Source organism: Streptomyces sp. NPDC046881, assembly GCF_040645015.1.
GTDB lineage: Bacteria > Actinomycetota > Actinomycetes > Streptomycetales > Streptomycetaceae > Streptomyces.
Window position 1 is genome coordinate 67,270 of sequence record NZ_JBEYXJ010000012.1, and the last position, 16,288, is coordinate 83,557.

The following is a 16,288-nucleotide window of genomic DNA, read 5'->3' on the forward strand; positions in this document are numbered from 1 at the left end:
AAAGGCTCTAGTCCGGGCGGGGTGCCTTCACGCCGTGCACGCGCGCGTACTCGGCGGCGAGCCAGGGGCCCAGGTCGTCGACGTACGACCGCAGCACCTGCGGGTCGCCGACGGGCTCGTAGCCGTACGCGGCCGCCGTACGCAGCTTCGCGGCCCGTTCGGGGTAGTAGGCGCCGAACACCTCGGCCATCTCGCGCAGGTCGCTGGTCCAGCCCTGCCAGCGGGGCATGACGAGCGTGAAGGCCGTGCGGACGAGGTGGCGGGACATGAACCGCACGAGCGGCCGGCGGGCCTCCTCGGTGTCCTCGGCCCGCGCGATCCGCTCGCGCCAGCGGGGCAGCCACCGCCCGAGGTCGCCGTTGGTCTCGCGGGCCAGCAGGGAGTCGGGGCGGTAGCGGGGCAGGTGGGCGGCGAGGTCCTCGCCGAGCAGCGGGGTGCACAGGCAGGCGACGAACCAGCCCAGGTCGTACCGCTCCAGGTCGCTCAGCAGCCGCTCCCGGCCGCAGAGCAGCGTGCCGACGCCGTCGATCTGCCGGAACTCCTGGTCGAGCGCCTCGCCGAGGGCCTGTACGGCGGCCCGGTCGGCGTCGGCCGGTTCCTCGCGCAGGGCGATCAGCAGGTCCAGGTCGCTGCGCCCCACGCGCGCGGTGCCGCGCGGGATCGACCCGTAGAGGTAGGCGCTGTGCAGACGGGCGCCGAAGACGGCCGGCAGCCGGTCGCGGACGGCGGCCACGACCGGGCGGAAAGCGGGCTGCACGCGCGCGAGGGAGCCTTCGCGGGCCAGCAGGCCCTGGGCGTCGAGGCCTGTGGGGGCGGGGAGCACGGTCATGGGCCCACTGTGCCGTCCGCCGCGGCCCTGGGCAGCCGACTTTCGGCGCGGGCGGCCTCGGCGGGCATGACGACGGGGGCCGGCTTCCGGGAAGCGGGCCCCCGTGTCGTACGGCCGGGACCGGTGTCAGCGCGAGCGCTTGGCGAGCCGCTCCACGTCGAGCAGGATCACGGCCCGCGCCTCCAGGCGGAGCCAGCCGCGCTGGGCGAAGTCCGCGAGCGCCTTGTTCACGGTCTCGCGGGAGGCGCCGACCAGCTGGGCCAGCTCCTCCTGGGTGAGGTCGTGGACGACGTGGATGCCCTCCTCGGACTGCACGCCGAAGCGGCGCGAGAGGTCCAGCAGGGCGCGTGCCACGCGGCCGGGGACGTCGGAGAAGACCAGGTCGGACATGGCGTCGTTGGTCTTGCGCAGGCGGCGGGCGACGGCGCGCAGCAGAGCGCCGGCCACCTCGGGGCGGGCGTTCAGCCAGGGCTGGAGGTCGCCGTGGCCGAGGCCGAGCAGCTTGACCTCGGTCAGCGCGGTCGCGGTGGCCGTACGGGGGCCCGGGTCGAACAGCGACAGCTCGCCGATCAACTCGCCGGGGCCGACGACGGCGAGCATGTTCTCGCGGCCGTCGGGGGAGGTGCGGTGCAGCTTGACCTTGCCCTCGGTGACGACGTACAGCCGGTCCCCGGGGTCTCCCTCGTGGAACAGGGAGTCGCCGCGTGCGAGGGTCACCTCACTCATGGAGGCGCGAAGCTCCGCGGCCTGCTCGTCGTCGAGAGCCGCGAAGAGCGGGTTGCGCCGCAGAACGTCGTCCACGAGTTCTCTCCTTGTCGACCTGCTCAGGGGATCTTGCTCCCCCATGTGCCAGGGGACCGTGTTCCCCATTTTGCCGGACGGTCCAAACAGTGTGATCTGTCACAAGGATGCCGCACAGGTGTCCCGGGGTAAGCGTCAGGGGTCCGATCGGGCGCCGCTGCGCGGGGTCCGGGGCGGATGTCGGTGCCGGGCTTTAGGCTGGCCGGGTGTCCAAATCGCCGGTGAGAGCACAGGACAAGGGGGCTGGGCGGGTGGTTGCACGTCGCGATTCCGCTGTGGGCGAACAGAGCCCCGGAGGAAGTAATAAAAAAGGCAAATCGACCAAAAAGGCACCCGCCGTCGTGAAGAAGGCCGCGTCCGTCGAAAAGCCCGCCAAGAAGGCCGCGCCCGTCAGGAAGACCGCCGTCAGGCCGCCGTCCGGCGAGTCCCCCACCGCGCTGGTCCGCCGCGCCCGCCGCATCAACCGCGAACTGGCCGAGGTCTACCCGTACGCCCACCCCGAGCTGGACTTCGAGAACCCCTTCCAGCTGGTCGTCGCCACCGTGCTGTCGGCCCAGACCACCGACCTGCGCGTCAACCAGACCACCCCGGCGCTCTTCGCCAGGTACCCCACCCCCGAGGACCTCGCCGCCGCCGACCCGGAGGAGGTCGAGGAGATCCTGCGGCCCTGCGGCTTCTTCCGGGCCAAGACCAAGTCGGTCATAGGGCTCTCCAAGGCGCTCGTCGACAACTTCGGCGGCGAGGTGCCCGGGAAGCTGGAGGACCTGGTCACGCTGCCCGGCGTCGGCCGCAAGACCGCCTTCGTCGTCCTCGGCAACGCCTTCGGCCGGCCCGGGATCACCGTGGACACCCACTTCCAGCGGCTGGTCCGGCGCTGGCAGTGGACCGACGAGACCGACCCCGACAAGATCGAGGCCGCCGTCGGCGCGCTCTTCCCGAAGAGCGACTGGACCGACCTGTCCCACCACGTGATCTGGCACGGCCGCCGCATCTGCCACGCCCGCAAGCCCGCCTGCGGCGCCTGCCCCATCGCTCCGCTCTGCCCGGCCTACGGCGAGGGCGAGACCGACCCCGAGAAGGCCGGGAAGCTGCTGAAGTACGAGAAGGGCGGCTTCCCCGGCCAGCGGCTCAAGCCCCCGCAGGCCTACCTCGACGCGGGCGGCAAACCGGCGCCGCCCCTGGGCGCCGCGTGACGGAACGATCTCGGGGGCCTCGGGCGTTGGAGAGGGCAGAGCGGCGGGGGTGGCGATGACGAGGGCAAGCGACACACAGGGCGGTCCGGTGACGTTCAGCAGGGAAGGGCTGCCGGACTGGCTGGAGCCCGTCGTGCACGCCGCCGACACGGTCCAGCCGCTCCAGCTGAGCCGCTTCCTGCCGCCGGAGAACGGCTCGGGACGGCAGTCGGCCGTGCTGATCCTGTTCGGCGAGGGCGAGCGCGGCCCGGAGCTGCTGCTCATGGAGCGCGCGGGCTCGCTGCGCTCGCACGCCGGCCAGCCGTCCTTCCCCGGCGGCGCGCTGGACCCGGAGGACGGCGATCCGCAGGGCGAGGGGCCGCTGCGGGCCGCGCTGCGCGAAGCGGAGGAGGAGACCGGGCTCGACCCGTCCGGCGTGCAGCTCTTCGGCGTGCTGCCGAGGCTGTACATCCCGGTCAGCGGCTTCGTCGTCACGCCCGTGCTCGGCTGGTGGCGCAAGCCCAGCCCGGTCGGCGTGGTCGACCCGAACGAGACGGCACGGGTCTTCACCGTTCCCGTGGCGGATCTCACGGATCCCGCCAACCGCGCCACCGCCGTCCACCCCAGAGGCCACAGCGGTCCGGCATTCCTGGTCGAATCGGCCCTGGTGTGGGGTTTCACGGCCGGAGTGATCGACCGCCTGCTGCACTACGCGGGCTGGGAGCGCCCCTGGGACCGGGGGAAGCAGGTCCCGCTCGACTGGCACGCATGACAGGGTGTCGTACGTGAACGTGCTGGACATCCTGTTGCTGGTCGCGGCCGTGTGGTTCGCGGTGGTGGGGTACCGCCAGGGCTTCGTCGTCGGCATCCTGTCGGTGATCGGGTTCCTGGGCGGCGGTCTCGTCGCCGTCTACACGCTGCCCGTCATCTGGGACGCCGTGACCGGCAAGGCGGAGGTCGGCACCACCGCCGCCGTCGTGGCCGTCGTCGTGGTGATCGTCTGCGCCTCCGTCGGCCAGGCCCTGACCACCCACCTCGGCGGCAAACTGCGCCGGTACATCACCTGGTCCCCGGCCCGCGCCCTGGACGCCACCGGCGGCGCGCTGGTCAACGTCATCGCCATGCTCCTGGTCGCCTGGCTGATCGGCTCCGCCCTGGCGGGTACGACTCTGCCCACGCTCGGCAAGGAGGTCCGCGGCTCCAAGGTGCTCCTCGGTGTCTCCCGGGCGCTGCCCGCGCAGGCCGACACCTGGTTCGCGGACTTCTCCGCCGTCCTCGCGCAGAACGGCTTCCCGCAGGTCTTCAGCCCGTTCTCCAACGAGCCGATCAAGGACGTGCAGCCGCCCGACCCGGCCCTCGCCAACAGCCCGGTGGCCTTCCACGCCCAGCGCTCCATCGTCAAGGTCACCGGCACCGCCCAGAGCTGCGGCAAGGTACTGGAGGGCACCGGCTTCGTCTTCGCCGACCGCCGCGTCATGACCAACGCGCACGTCGTCGGCGGCGTGGACGCGCCGCGCGTGCAGATCGGCGGAGAGGGCCGCAAGTACGACGCGAAGGTCGTGCTGTACGACTGGAAGCGCGACATCGCGGTACTCGACGTACCGGACCTGAAGGCCACCGCGCTGCGGTTCACCAACCAGGACGCGGCCGGCGGTGACGGCGCGATCGTGGCGGGCTTCCCCGAGAACGGCTCGTACGACGTGCGCGCCGCGCGCGTACGCGGGCGCATCACGGCCAACGGCCCGGACATCTACCACCGCGGCACGGTCCGCCGCGACGTCTACTCCCTGTACGCCACCGTCCGCCAGGGCAACTCCGGCGGCCCCCTGCTCACACCGGACGGCAAGGTGTACGGCGTGGTGTTCGCCAAGTCCCTCGACGACGCGGACACCGGCTACGCCCTGACGGCGGACGAGATCAAGCCCGACGTGCAGCGGGGACGTGCGGCGAACGAGCAGGTGGGTACCGACAGCTGCGCCCTGTGAGGGCGGTGGCGCTCAGCCCCGCGGGTGACGCAGGCGCACCGAGACCCAGCGGGCCCGGCGGCGCAGGATGCGCGGGATCCCCACCCGGGGGTCCGCTTCCGCGAGTTGCGGGGTGCCTCGCTGAGGCGTGCTCAGGCCCGTGGCCGAGCGGCGGTTGCGGGGTGCGTCACTGTAGTCGTGCGTCCAGCCCATACCCGGACGTGTGCCCCCGCCCGAAGGTCGATAACCGCCCGCGCGCCCCCCAATTGGCCTATGCGGCGGGCATGTGGCCGTTCGGGGGACAAGCGTTCAGGAATCGGATACTCCGCGCACCGGATCGTCACCGCACCGTCACCGGTCGGGCTCGGGGTCCTTCAGCCAGTTGACCAGCTCGGTGGAGAACGCCACCGGGTCCTCCTCGTGCGGGAAGTGACCGAGGCCGTCGAACAGCCGCCAGCGGTACGGCGCTTCGACGTACTCGCCCGAACCGGCCGCGCTGCGCGTGCGCGTCACCGGGTCCAGCGAGCCGTGCAGATGCAGCGTCGGCACCCGCACGGGCCGCTTCATGCGGCGGTAGAACTGCACGCCGTCCGGGCGGGCCAGGGAGCGCACCAGCCAGCGGTACGGCTCGATCGAGCAGTGCGCGGTGGAGGGGATGCACATCGCCCGCCGGTACGTCTCCACCACCGCGTCCTCCGGCAGCCGCGGCCCGGACCAGTCCCGGATCAGCCGGCCCGCCAGCGCGCCGTCGTCCGCGGTCAGTTGGCGCTCGGGCAGCCACGGCCGCTGGAACCCCCAGATGTAGGAGTTGGCGGCCGTCTGCCGGGCGTCACGCAGCATCGCCGCGCGCCAGCGCCGCGGATGGGGCATGGAGACCACGGCCAGGCGCCGGACCAGCTTGGGCCGCATGGCCGCCGCCGTCCACGCCAGGTAGCCGCCGAGGTCGTGGCCGACCAGCGCGGCGTCCGGCTCGCCGAGCGAGCGGATGACGCCGGTGACGTCCAGCGCGAGGTTGGCGGGGTCGTACCCGCGGGGTGTGCGGTCGCTGCCGCCGACGCCCCGCAGGTCCATCGCCACCGCCCGGTAGCCCGCGTCGGCGAGCGCGGTCAGCTGGTGCCGCCAGGTCCACCAGAACTGCGGGAAGCCGTGCAGGAGCAGGACCAGGGGCCCGTCGCCGAGTTCGGCGATGTGGAAACGCGCGCCGTTCGCGGCGACGTCCCTGTGGGTCCAGGGACCTTCGATCCGTACGGCCGAGGGGGCGGCGGGTTCCGTCATGACGACGAGCGTGCCACAGCCTCGATGGCCGCGGGAGTCGGCTCCCCGGTCAGCTCCGGGCGCCGCGGATGCGGCTTGGCGTTCTGCAGCACGCCCGCGGACTGCTTCATCGAGGCGGCCACCTTCTGCGGGCCGCGGCCCTTCTTGGCCTTCTTCGCGAACATCACGCCGAGCAGCGCGAGGAATCCGGCGACGAGCACGTTGGCCGCGAAGGACAGCAGGAAGCAGACGGCCAGGTTCCAGCCGCTCCAGGTCCTGATGCCGTACGCCAGGGCGAAGTTGAGCATCGGCAGGGAGAAGACCAGCACCGCGCCGGCGACGGAGAACGCCCCGCCGCTCACCGCGCCGCGCTTCACGTCCTGCTTGAGCTGGGCCTTGGCCAGTGCGATCTCGTCGTGCACCAGCGCCGACAATTCGGTCGTCGCCGAGGCGAACAGCTGGCCGATGCTGCGTTCGGCGCCGACCGGGCTGCCGTCGGGTGCGCTCATCGCGTTCTCCCTCTGAGGTCTCTCGTAACCGTCTTGCGTACCGTCTTGATTTGTACCGTCTCGTCAGATCATGCCGGACGGTCGTCCTCATCGCCTGCCCCGCCCGGCACTTCCGCAAGACCGTGGCGCGTCTCGGCTGCCCGCTCGGCCGCCAGACGCCGGTGTTCGGCCGCCTTGCGCTCGTGGATCTCGGCCATGCGCAGGTGGTACGCCGGGTCGTCCTGCTCGTACACGTCCGGGATGCCGTCGCGGTCCTCGTCGCGCTCCTCGTCCTCGCACAGCCTGCGGTACTTGGCGTTGCGCAGCTTCAGCAGCACGGTGGCGCACGCCGCCGCGATCAGCGAGCCGGTGAGGACGGCCGCCTTCACCTCGTCGGTCAGTACGGCGTCGCCCTCGAAGGCCAGCTCGCCGATGAGCAGCGAGACCGTGAACCCGATGCCGGCGAGGGACGCCACCGCGAACAGATCGGCCCACTCCAGGTCCTCGCTCAGCTCCGCCCGGGTGAAGCGGGCGGTCAGCCAGGTGCCGCCGAAGATGCCGACGGTCTTGCCCACGACCAGGCCGAGGACGACGCCGAGCGTCTCGGGCCTGGTGAACACGTCCGCGAGCGCCCCGCCGGATATCGACACACCGGCGCTGAACAGCGCGAACAGCGGTACGGCGAGCCCGGCCGACAGGGGCCGCACCAGATGCTCGACGTGCTCGCCCGGCGAGCGCTCCTCACCGTCCCGGGTGGTGCAGCGCAGCATCAGGCCCATCGCCACGCCGGCGATGGTGGCGTGCACGCCGCTGTTGTACATCAGCGCCCAGACGACGACCCCGAGCGGCACGTACACGTACCAGCCGCGTACGCCCTTGCGCAGCAGCACCCAGAAGACGGCGAGGCCGGCGGCGGCCCCGCCGAGCGCGGCGAAGTTCAGCCGGTCGGTGAAGAACACCGCGATGATCAGGATCGCGAAGAGGTCGTCGACCACCGCGAGGGTGAGCAGGAAGGCGCGCAGGGCGCTGGGCAGGGAGGTGCCGATGACCGCGAGGACGGCGAGCGCGAAGGCGATGTCGGTGGCGGTGGGCACGGCCCAGCCCTGCGTGGAACCGCCCCCGGCGAGGGTGCTGAGCGTGTAGACGAGCGCCGGTACGGCCATCCCGCACAGCGCGGCCACCACGGGCAGCACGGCCGCCTTGGGGTCGCGCAGGTCCCCGGCGACCAGCTCGCGCTTCAGCTCGATGCCGGCGACGAAGAAGAACACGGCGAGCAGGCCGTCGGCGGCCCAGTGGGCGATCGAGAGGTGGAGGCCGAGTGCGCCGGGGCCGAGGTGGAAGTCGCCGACCGTCTCGTAGCTGTGGTGCAGGCCGGGGATGTTCGCCCAGAGCAGCGCGGCCACGGCGGCGAGGAGGAGCAGGACACCGCCGAGCGTCTCGGTGCGCAGCGCGTCCGCGACGAAGGTCCGCTCGGGCAGGGACAGACGGCCGAGGACCTTGCGGGGGCTGGTGCGGGGCGCGGTCACGGGAGACCTCCGGGCAGGCGGAATTCACATGCCGACCAGACTTCCCGGCGCACCTGGCGTGCCGCGTCCTACGACACTTTGCTTAGTTTACCTAAAGTGCCGCGCGCCGGGTCCGGTGATCTTCACCGTAGACGCCCGGGGGCCACCCGGCACGTTCGCCGGCCGGGTGCCCCCCGAGGTGCCGTTCAGTCCTCGCTGGGTGCCGCGGGCAGCTTGGTCTGGATGAGGTCCATGACCGAGGAGTCCGTCAGCGTGGTCACGTCACCGAGCTGGCGGTTCTCGGCGACGTCCCGCAGCAGCCGGCGCATGATCTTGCCGGAGCGGGTCTTCGGCAGCTCCGCCACCGGCAGGATCCGCTTGGGCTTGGCGATCGGGCCGAGCGTGGCGCCGACGTGGTCGCGCAGCTCGCCGAGCAGCGCCTCGGTCTCCGAGGCCGTGCCGCGCAGGATCACGAACGCGACGATGGCCTGGCCGGTGGTCTCGTCCGCGGCGCCCACGACGGCGGCCTCGGCGACCGACGGGTGCGAGACGAGCGCGGACTCCACCTCGGTGGTGGAGATGTTGTGCCCGGAGACGAGCATCACGTCGTCCACCCGGCCCAGCAGCCAGATGTCGCCGTCGTCGTCCTTCTTCGCGCCGTCCCCGGCGAAGTACGTGCCCTCGAAGCGGGACCAGTAGGTGTCGATGAACCGCTGGTCGTCGCCCCAGATGGTGCGCAGCATCGACGGCCACGGCTCGGTCAGCACCAGGTAACCGCCGCCACCGTTCGGCACCTCGTTCGCCTCGTCGTCGACGACGGTGGCGTTGATGCCGGGCAGCGGACGCTGCGCGGAACCCGGCTTGGCCTCGGTGACGCCGGGCAGCGGCGAGATCATCATGGCGCCGGTCTCGGTCTGCCACCAGGTGTCCACGACCGGCGTCCTGTCGGCACCGATGTGCTTGCGGTACCAGACCCACGCCTCGGGGTTGATGGGCTCGCCCACCGAGCCGAGGACGCGCAGGGAGGACAGGTCGAACTTGGCGGGGATGTCGTCGCCCCACTTCATGAACGTCCGGATCGCCGTCGGCGCGGTGTAGAGGATCGTGACCTTGTACTTCTGCACGATCTCCCAGAACCGGCCCTGGTGCGGGGTGTCCGGGGTGCCCTCGTACATCACCTGCGTCGCGCCGTTGGCCAGCGGGCCGTACACGATGTAGGAGTGCCCGGTCACCCAGCCGACGTCGGCCGTGCACCAGTACACGTCCGTCTCCGGCTTGAGGTCGAAGACCGCCCAGTGGGTGTAGGCCGCCTGGGTGAGGTAGCCGCCGGACGTGTGCAGGATGCCCTTCGGCTTACCCGTCGTGCCCGAGGTGTAGAGGATGAACAGCGGGTGCTCCGCCTCGAACCCCTCCGGGGTGTGCTCGGCGGACTGCCGGCCCACCAGCTCGTGCCACCACACGTCCCGCTCGCCGTCCCAGGCGACCTCCTGGCCGGTGCGGCGCACCACCAGCACGTGCTCGACGTTGTCGACCTTGCCGATCGCCTCGTCCACGGCCGGCTTGAGCGCGGACGGCTTGCCGCGCCGGTAGCCGCCGTCGGCGGTGATGACGACCTTGGCGTCCGCGTCCTTGATCCGCGTCGCGAGCGCGTCCGCCGAGAAGCCGCCGAAGACGACCGAGTGGGCCGCGCCGATCCGGGCCGAGGCCAGCATCGCGATCGCGGTCTCCGGGATCATCGGCATGTAGATGGCGACCCGGTCGCCCTTGCGTACGCCCAGCTCCAGCAGGGCGTTGGCGGCCCGGGAGACCTCGTCCTTCAGCTCCGCGTACGTGATCGCGCGGCTGTCGCCGGGCTCGCCCTCGAAGTGGATGGCGACGCGGTCCCCGTGCCCGGCCTCCACGTGCCGGTCCACGCAGTTGTACGCGACGTTCAGCTCGCCGTCCTTGAACCACTTCGCGAACGGCGGGTTCGACCAGTCCAGCGTCTCGGTCGGTTCCTTGGCCCAGGTCAGCCGGCGGGCCTGCTCGGCCCAGAAGCCGAGCCTGTCAGCCTTGGCCTGTTCGTACGCCTCCGCGGTGACGTTGGCGTGCGCTGCCAGGTCGGCGGGCGGCGCGAACCTGCGTTCTTCCTTGAGCAGGTTGGCCAGGCTCTCGTTGCTCACGACATCTCCCTTTCCAAGGGTGTCCGTTGTGTCCCAGGCCACAGCTCATCAGACGCCGGGGGTCGGTGACAAGGGTCGGCGGAAAAATTGGTTTAGACCTATCCGGGAGTGGTGGCCCGGAGGCCTCCGGATGCCTCCTCACCTCCGCCGACGCCTTCGGTGACGTCCTCGAACACCGTTCCTCCTTCCGTTCGCGCGAGCAGGTACGCCTGTGCCTCGCCCACGTGGAAATACATGCCGTGCAGCTCCAGCTCCCCCCTCGCGAGCGCCCGGGCGACCGGTGCGTGCGCCCGCAGGTGCGCCAGCTGCTGGACGACGTTGGTCAGGCACAGCAGCTCCACCGCGTCCGCGGGGGCCCGCCCGGCCAGCCGGGGCCGGTCGCGGAGATCGCCGGCCGTCCGCGCCAGGCTCGGCACCCCGTGCCGCAGCCACCGCCGCAGCGGGCCGTCCGCCTGGTCGGTCCCGCTGGCCAGCAGCGCCTGCATCGCCCCGCACCCCGAGTGGCCGCACACCGTGATGGAGCGCACCCCGAGCACCTCCACGGCGTACTCGATGGCGGCGGCCACCGAGTCGTCGCCGTGCTCCTCGCCCGGCGGCGGCACCAGGTTGCCGACGTTGCGGACGACGAACAGGTCGCCGGGACCACTGGCGGTGATCATCGACGTGACGAGGCGGGAGTCGGCGCAGGTGAGGAAGAGCTGGGACGGTCGCTGGCCCTCCCGGGCGAGCCGCGCCAGCTCCTCGCGCACCAGCGGGGCGGTGTTGCGCTGGAACGAGCTGATCCCACGGGCCAGTTCCCGGCCGGCCTCCTGCCCGGCCGGGGCGGCGGCTGCCGCGGCGAAGCAGGACTGGTGGTTGCGCCAGGGGGTCCAGGGACGGCACCGGCACTCGGTTGCCGGGGCCCGCTCGGCGGTCCGGATCCCGCCGCGCCGGCCCGCCAGGTCGGCCGTGCCTCCCCGCGCGGTGTGGGCACTGCGCCAGTCCTGCAGTGACTCGTACGCCGCGTGGTCCATGAACGAACCGTCCAACTCCACGACGGCGTGGGCGCCTTGGGGTACGAGATGCAGGGCTCGGCTGAGCCGGGGCACCGCGAGGAAGGTCAGCTGGCCTCGGATCTGTACGTGGTGGACTCCTTCCTTCTCTTCGTGGGTGATACGGGTGCGGGCGAGGCGGTGCAGGGCGAGGGCGACCGCCACGGCGACCCCGAGGAGCACGCCCTGCAGGACGCCGAGGGCCACCACGCCGAGGGTGGTCGCGGCGTAGACCGGCACTTCGCGGTGGCGTGTCACCGTGCGGATGTGGTGCAGGGACACCATCTGGATGCCGACGGCCATCACCAGGGCGGCGAGGGAGGCGAGCGGGATCTCCTCCAGGACCGGGACCATCAGCAGCGCGGCGACTACTACGAGAACGCCGTGCAGCATCGTGGAGTTCCGGCTGACCGCACCCGATTTCACGTTCGCGGTACTGCGCACGGCCACGCCCGCGATCGGCAGTCCGCCGAGGGCCCCGGAGACGATGTTGGCGGCACCCTGGCCGAGCAGTTCGCGGTCCAGGTCGGAGCGGCCGACGAGGGGCTGCGGGCCGGGCCGGGCGGCGACCAGCTTGTCCACGGCCACGGCGCCGAGCAGCGACTGCACGCTGCACACCAGGGTGGTGGTGAGCACGGCGGCCGCGATCCCGAGCGCCGGGCCCTCGGGCAGTCCGGCCAGGGCGTGGCTGTGCCAGGACGGCAGCTCCACCCGGGGCAGGGCCAGTCCGGCGAGGGCGGCGGTCGCGGAGGCTCCGGTGACCGCGACGAGGGCGGCCGGCACCCGGCGTAGCAACCGGCCCGCCCGGCCGGGCAGTCGCGGCCAGGCCATGAGCAGGGCCAGGGTCAGGGCGCTCATCGACACGGCGGCCGGATCCAGGTCGGCCAACTGGGCGGGCAGTTGCCGCAGGTTGGCGAGGACGGAGCTGTCCGGGCTGCCGCCGAGGACGATGTGCAGCTGGGCGACGGCGATGGTGATGCCGATGCCGGCGAGCATGCCGTGCACCACGGCCGGGCTGACGGCGAGCGCGCCGCGGGCCACCCGCAGGCAGCCGAGGCCGAGCTGGGCCAGGCCGGCGAGGACGGTGATGCCGCAGGTCGCCCGCCAGCCGTAACGGTGGATCAGGTCGGCGGTGACCACGGTGAGTCCGGCGGCGGGGCCGCTGACCTGCAGGGGGCAGCCGCCCAGCCGGCCGACGACGATCCCGCCGACCGCGGCGGCGACGAGGCCGGCCTGGAGCGGGGCGCCGGTGGCCAGGGCGATGCCGAGGGAGAGCGGCAGGGCGATCAGAAAGACCGCGACGGCCGCGGACAGGTCGGGGCCCGCCACGCGGAAGCGGCGGGGTGCGGGTGCGGGGCTGTGCGGCGGGTGGGGGTGCTGGGTGTGAGGGGGTGCGCAGGCTGGCATGTTCCCGTCTCCTCCGGGGCGGCGCGGTCGCGGACTGGGTGGGACCCGCGGCGATGGGCGGGCTCGGTCGCGGCCGTGGGTCACGGCGTGCAGCGGCGGGATGGTTCAACGCTCGGTAAAAGAACCGTAATGGCACGTAAAGCCAGAGCATAGCTTTTAGGGGCAAACGGGGCAGATGATCGCTCGCTGGAGTGAAGTGAGCAGTTGATCGGCTTGTCGTACTAATTCCTTCTCGATCACGTGCGACCTTGGCGGCGCTGCCGGTGCAAGCCCGGCATATCCCCAGAAAACGGCCCTCGCCAGCGTGTGCCTGAGAGAAGGAAGAAGGTGGGCGGAAGATGGCCGCCACCCAGAGGATCGCCGTCGGCGCCATGGTCGCCGCGGCCTGTGCGGCGTCGTTCGCCGGTTGCGCGACCGACTCCAGCGGCACGAAGGAAGGGGCGCCCGGCCCGGGGCAGGGGGCGCCGGCGCCGGGCAGCGTCCTGCGGCCGATCGGTGACGGATCCACCGCGTACACCGGGTCCCAACCGAATCTGCCCCGAGCCGAGCGCCTGAGCCCCGGTCAGAAGCCGCCGCAGTTCGTCGTGTTCTCGTGGGACGGCGCGGGCGAGGACAGCCAGAAGCTGTTCTCGCACTTCCGCGAGGTCTCCAAGGAGAACAACGCGACGATGACCTACTTCCTGAGCGGCGTGTACCTGCTGCCCAAGGAGAAACGCGAGCTCTACAAGCCGCCCCAGCACGCACCGGGCAGCTCCGACATCGGGTTCAACGACGAGCAGGGCATCGCCGACACCCTGGAGCAGGTACGGCTGGCCTGGCTGGAGGGCAACGAGATCGGCACCCACTTCAACGGCCACTTCTGCGGCCCCGACGGCGGGGTCGGCACCTGGTCGGTGGAGGAGTGGGAGAGCGAGGTCGCCCAGGCCAAGAAGTTCGTGAAGTCCTGGCGGACCAACAACGGCATGAAGCAGGCGGCCCCGCTCCCCTTCGACTACGACAAGGAGCTGATCGGCGCCCGCACCCCCTGCCTGGAAGGCCGGAAGAACTTCATGAAGGCCGCCCGCCGGCTGGGCTTCCGCTACGACTCCAGCGGAGTGAACAACCAGCTGTGGCCCAAGAAGAAGCAGGGCCTGTGGGACCTGTCCATGCAGCTGGTCCCCTTCCCCGGCCACACCTATGAGCAGCTGACCATGGACTACAACTTCATGGTCAACCAGTCCGGCACCGACACCCAGGGCGACCCCGACAAGTTCGACTACTGGGGCGACCAGATGCGCGACGGCCTCCTCAAGGGCTTCTACCGCGCCTACGACGGCAACCGAGCGCCGCTGATCATCGGCAACCACTTCGAGTCCTGGAACGGCGGCACCTACATGCGCGCCGTCGAGGACGTGGTGAAGGAGGTGTGCACCAAGCCAGAGGTGCGCTGTGTCTCCTTCCACCAGCTGGCCGACTGGCTGGACGCCCAGGACCCGCAGACCCTGGCGAAACTGCGCACCCTGGAGGTCGGCGAGGCGCCCCGGCAGGGTTGGGCGTCCTTCCTGTCCGGCCGCCCGGCCCCGGCGCCCAAGGGCGTGCCCGGGGCGCCGGCGGACAAGCTGTAGACGTCAGGCCGGCGTCGCCACGCTTTCGCCGAGCACGAAGTGGGGGTCGACCTGCGCCGCCAGGTCGACCCCGGTGCGTTCGTTCCCCCAGGACTCGGCGTTCTTCAGGTGGAAGTGCACCATCTGGCGGGTGTAGCGCTCCCAGTCACGCCGTTCGTAGGTGGCGTCCGCCGTGGCCCGGAGCGTCTCCAGGGCGCGGGCGTTGGGCTCCTCCAGGAGGTCGAACCGGGGCGGCCGGCCCTTCTCCATGGCACGCACCCAGTCCGAGCGCCCGACCGTCACCAGCAGGTCGTCGCCGACCTCCGCGCGCAGGAAGTCGATGTCGTCCGGCTCCTGGATCTTGTTGCCGACGACCTTCAGGGCGACGCCGAAGTCGCGGGCGTACTCCTTGTACTGGCGGTAGACGGAGACCCCCTTCCGGGTCGGCTCGGCGACGAGGAACGTCATGTCGAAGCGGGTGAACATGCCGGAGGCGAAGGAGTCCGAACCGGCCGTCATGTCGACCACGACGTACTCGTCGGGGCCGTCGACGAGGTGGTTCAGGAACAGCTCCACCGCTCCCGTCTTGGAGTGGTAGCAGGAGACCCCCAGGTCGGCGTCCGTGAAGGGGCCCGTGACCATCAAACGGACGGCGCCGCCGTCGAGTTCCACCGGACGCGCACAGGCGTCGTAGACCGGGTTGGGCTCGCGCACCCGGACCAGGCGTGAGCCCTCGCCGGGCGGGGTCGTCTTGATCATCGTCGCGGCCGAGGCGATGCGCGGGTTGTGGCCGCGCAGGTAGTCCTTGATCAGCGGAAGCTGTTCGCCCATGGCGGGCAGTGCGGCCGCCTCCCGCTCGCCGAGGCCGAGCGCGGGGCCGAGGTGCTGGTTGATGTCCGCGTCGATGGCGACCACGGGGGCGCCCGTGGCCACGACGTGCCGGATGAAGAGGGAGGAGAGCGTGGTCTTGCCACTGCCGCCCTTCCCGACGAAAGCAATTTTCATGTTCACCAAGGGTAGTCGGGCGATAGCTGTACGTGTCACGAGAAAGTGAAGAAGACCACTCCTTCGTGGGGCGGGCCGGTGGGATGCGTAGTGTCGTACTCATGAGTACGACAGGCGCGACCGCCGACCCGCTCGCGGCCCTGGGCGCACTGCCCGGTGTGGCCGAGTCCGTGGAGACCGTGCGCAAGGCCGTGGACCGGGTCTACGGACACCGGGTCATGCGGCGCCGCAGCAACGAGATCACCTCCGAGGCGGCCCTGCGCGGTGCCCGCGGCTCGGCGGCGCTCTCCGGCGCGGACTGGGCCCTGGAGGAGGTGCGCCGGCGCACCGACTTCGGCGTCGACCCCGAGGCCCGCGTCATGGGCGCGGCGCTGCGGCTCACCGCCGAGGCGGGGCAGCTGCTGTCCATCTGGCGCCAGTCGCCCCTGCGGGTGCTGGCCCGGCTGCACCTGGTGGCCGCGGCGAGCGGGGGCGACCAGGTCGGCAGGCCGCGCCAGGCCGGCGAGCCGGTGGACGAGCCACTGGTCGAGCTGCCGCTGCCGGGCGCCGAGGAGGTGTCGGGCCGGCTGGAGGGGCTGGCGGACCTGATCATCGCGGGCACCTCCGCGCCCGCGCTGGTGACGGCCGCCGTGGTCCACGGCGAACTGCTCGCGCTGCGCCCCTTCACGTCCCACAACGGCCTGGTCGCGCGCGCGGCCGAGCGGATCGTGCTGATCGGCAGCGGCCTGGACCCGAAGGCGGTCTGTCCGGCCGAGGTCGGCCACGCCGAACTGGGCCGCGCCTCCTACCTGGCCGCCCTGGACGGGTACACCTCCGGCACCCCCGAGGGCATGGCGGCCTGGATCGCCCACTGCGGCCGGGCCGTCGAGCTGGGTGTGCGCGAGTCGACCGCGGTGTGCGAGGCGCTGCAGCGCGGCGCGGCCTGAGGAGGCCGCAGGACTGCGGAAAAGGGTTGCGGCGGTACGAGTTCTCGTACCGCCGCTGGCATGCTCACCGGGTTACCAAGCGTCCTCGATATGTCGCCCATCAGGTCGGGGTGCTTTGCCCGTACCTGGTGCGGCTGGCCCGTAATCGACGGGTCGACGTC

At 71.8% G+C, this 16,288-nt stretch carries 14 protein-coding genes; 5 read left to right on the forward strand and 9 right to left on the reverse strand.

Annotation, left to right across the window (positions count from 1 at the left end):
• Positions 1-7 precede the first annotated feature (7 nt).
• Together ABZ923_RS08965 and ABZ923_RS08970 are read right to left on the reverse strand one after the other, a co-directional pair.
• Positions 8-829, reverse strand: a complete 822-nt coding sequence (locus ABZ923_RS08965) for a nucleotidyltransferase domain-containing protein (protein ID WP_361468677.1) — start codon at positions 827-829, stop codon at positions 8-10.
• A gap of 126 nt (positions 830-955) precedes the next feature.
• On the reverse strand, positions 956-1,630 hold the full coding sequence (locus ABZ923_RS08970; protein WP_014674022.1) for a Crp/Fnr family transcriptional regulator: 675 nt from the start codon (positions 1,628-1,630) through the stop codon (positions 956-958).
• A 341-nt stretch (positions 1,631-1,971) separates the two neighbouring features.
• Here ABZ923_RS08970 and nth point away from each other — a divergent pair, with 341 nt between their 5' ends.
• Genes nth through ABZ923_RS08985 form a run of 3 tightly spaced genes read left to right on the forward strand, consistent with a single transcriptional unit; the run spans position 1,972 to position 4,787 of the window.
• Positions 1,972-2,823, forward strand: coding sequence for an endonuclease III (gene nth / locus ABZ923_RS08975; protein ID WP_361468679.1), 852 nt, complete (start codon positions 1,972-1,974; stop codon positions 2,821-2,823).
• Positions 2,824-2,878: 55 nt separating this feature from the next.
• Positions 2,879-3,574, forward strand: a complete 696-nt coding sequence (locus ABZ923_RS08980; RefSeq protein WP_361468682.1) for a CoA pyrophosphatase — start codon at positions 2,879-2,881, stop codon at positions 3,572-3,574.
• A 13-nt stretch (positions 3,575-3,587) separates the two neighbouring features.
• Complete coding sequence (locus tag ABZ923_RS08985; RefSeq protein WP_361468685.1) at positions 3,588-4,787, forward strand: MarP family serine protease; 1,200 nt, start codon at positions 3,588-3,590, stop codon at positions 4,785-4,787.
• Between the two features lie 12 nt (positions 4,788-4,799).
• Here ABZ923_RS08985 and ABZ923_RS08990 read toward each other — a convergent pair whose 3' ends face one another.
• The 6 genes from ABZ923_RS08990 to ABZ923_RS09015 form a co-directional block, all read right to left on the reverse strand.
• The gene (locus ABZ923_RS08990) at positions 4,800-4,979 is read right to left on the reverse strand and encodes a hypothetical protein (protein WP_358645516.1); all 180 of its coding nucleotides are present in this window, start codon (positions 4,977-4,979) and stop codon (positions 4,800-4,802) included.
• 138 nt (positions 4,980-5,117) lie between these two features.
• Positions 5,118-6,041, reverse strand: coding sequence for an alpha/beta hydrolase (locus ABZ923_RS08995; protein WP_361468688.1), 924 nt, complete (start codon positions 6,039-6,041; stop codon positions 5,118-5,120).
• Positions 6,038-6,529: a phage holin family protein gene (locus ABZ923_RS09000; RefSeq protein WP_361468691.1), complete on the reverse strand. Its 492-nt coding sequence runs from the start codon at positions 6,527-6,529 to the stop codon at positions 6,038-6,040. Before ABZ923_RS09000 ends, ABZ923_RS08995 begins: the two co-directional genes overlap by 4 nt.
• Before the next feature lie 68 nt (positions 6,530-6,597).
• On the reverse strand, positions 6,598-8,034 hold the full coding sequence (nhaA, locus tag ABZ923_RS09005; protein ID WP_361468694.1) for a Na+/H+ antiporter NhaA: 1,437 nt from the start codon (positions 8,032-8,034) through the stop codon (positions 6,598-6,600).
• 185 nt (positions 8,035-8,219) lie between these two features.
• On the reverse strand, positions 8,220-10,175 hold the full coding sequence (acs, locus tag ABZ923_RS09010) for an acetate--CoA ligase (RefSeq protein ID WP_361468697.1): 1,956 nt from the start codon (positions 10,173-10,175) through the stop codon (positions 8,220-8,222).
• Between the two features lie 98 nt (positions 10,176-10,273).
• Positions 10,274-12,613, reverse strand: a complete 2,340-nt coding sequence (locus ABZ923_RS09015; protein WP_361468700.1) for a SulP family inorganic anion transporter — start codon at positions 12,611-12,613, stop codon at positions 10,274-10,276.
• 338 nt (positions 12,614-12,951) lie between these two features.
• On the opposite strand from ABZ923_RS09015, the gene ABZ923_RS09020 reads away from it, so the two are divergent.
• A complete protein-coding gene (locus ABZ923_RS09020) occupies positions 12,952-14,217 on the forward strand; it encodes a hypothetical protein (protein WP_361468703.1) in 1,266 nt (421 codons plus the stop codon).
• 3 nt (positions 14,218-14,220) lie between these two features.
• Here ABZ923_RS09020 and ABZ923_RS09025 read toward each other — a convergent pair whose 3' ends face one another.
• On the reverse strand, positions 14,221-15,201 hold the full coding sequence (locus tag ABZ923_RS09025) for an ATP-binding protein (protein ID WP_361468705.1): 981 nt from the start codon (positions 15,199-15,201) through the stop codon (positions 14,221-14,223).
• Positions 15,202-15,302: 101 nt separating this feature from the next.
• On the opposite strand from ABZ923_RS09025, the gene ABZ923_RS09030 reads away from it, so the two are divergent.
• A complete protein-coding gene (locus tag ABZ923_RS09030; RefSeq protein ID WP_361468708.1) occupies positions 15,303-16,127 on the forward strand; it encodes an oxidoreductase in 825 nt (274 codons plus the stop codon).
• Positions 16,128-16,288 lie beyond the last annotated feature (161 nt).

What these genes read in the sequence shown, in the direction of transcription:
- ABZ923_RS08965 (WP_361468677.1), bottom strand. Translation starts at nt 829, where the DNA reads ATGACCGTGCTCCCCGCCCCCACAGGCCTCGACGCCCAGGGCCTGCTG.
- ABZ923_RS08980 (WP_361468682.1), top strand. Translation starts at nt 2,879, where the DNA reads ATGACGAGGGCAAGCGACACACAGGGCGGTCCGGTGACGTTCAGCAGG.
- ABZ923_RS08990 (WP_358645516.1), bottom strand. Translation starts at nt 4,979, where the DNA reads ATGGGCTGGACGCACGACTACAGTGACGCACCCCGCAACCGCCGCTCG.
- ABZ923_RS08995 (WP_361468688.1), bottom strand. Translation starts at nt 6,041, where the DNA reads ATGACGGAACCCGCCGCCCCCTCGGCCGTACGGATCGAAGGTCCCTGG.
- ABZ923_RS09000 (WP_361468691.1), bottom strand. Translation starts at nt 6,529, where the DNA reads ATGAGCGCACCCGACGGCAGCCCGGTCGGCGCCGAACGCAGCATCGGC.
- ABZ923_RS09015 (WP_361468700.1), bottom strand. Translation starts at nt 12,613, where the DNA reads ATGCCAGCCTGCGCACCCCCTCACACCCAGCACCCCCACCCGCCGCAC.
- ABZ923_RS09020 (WP_361468703.1), top strand. Translation starts at nt 12,952, where the DNA reads ATGGCCGCCACCCAGAGGATCGCCGTCGGCGCCATGGTCGCCGCGGCC.
- ABZ923_RS09025 (WP_361468705.1), bottom strand. Translation starts at nt 15,201, where the DNA reads ATGAAAATTGCTTTCGTCGGGAAGGGCGGCAGTGGCAAGACCACGCTC.
- ABZ923_RS09030 (WP_361468708.1), top strand. Translation starts at nt 15,303, where the DNA reads ATGAGTACGACAGGCGCGACCGCCGACCCGCTCGCGGCCCTGGGCGCA.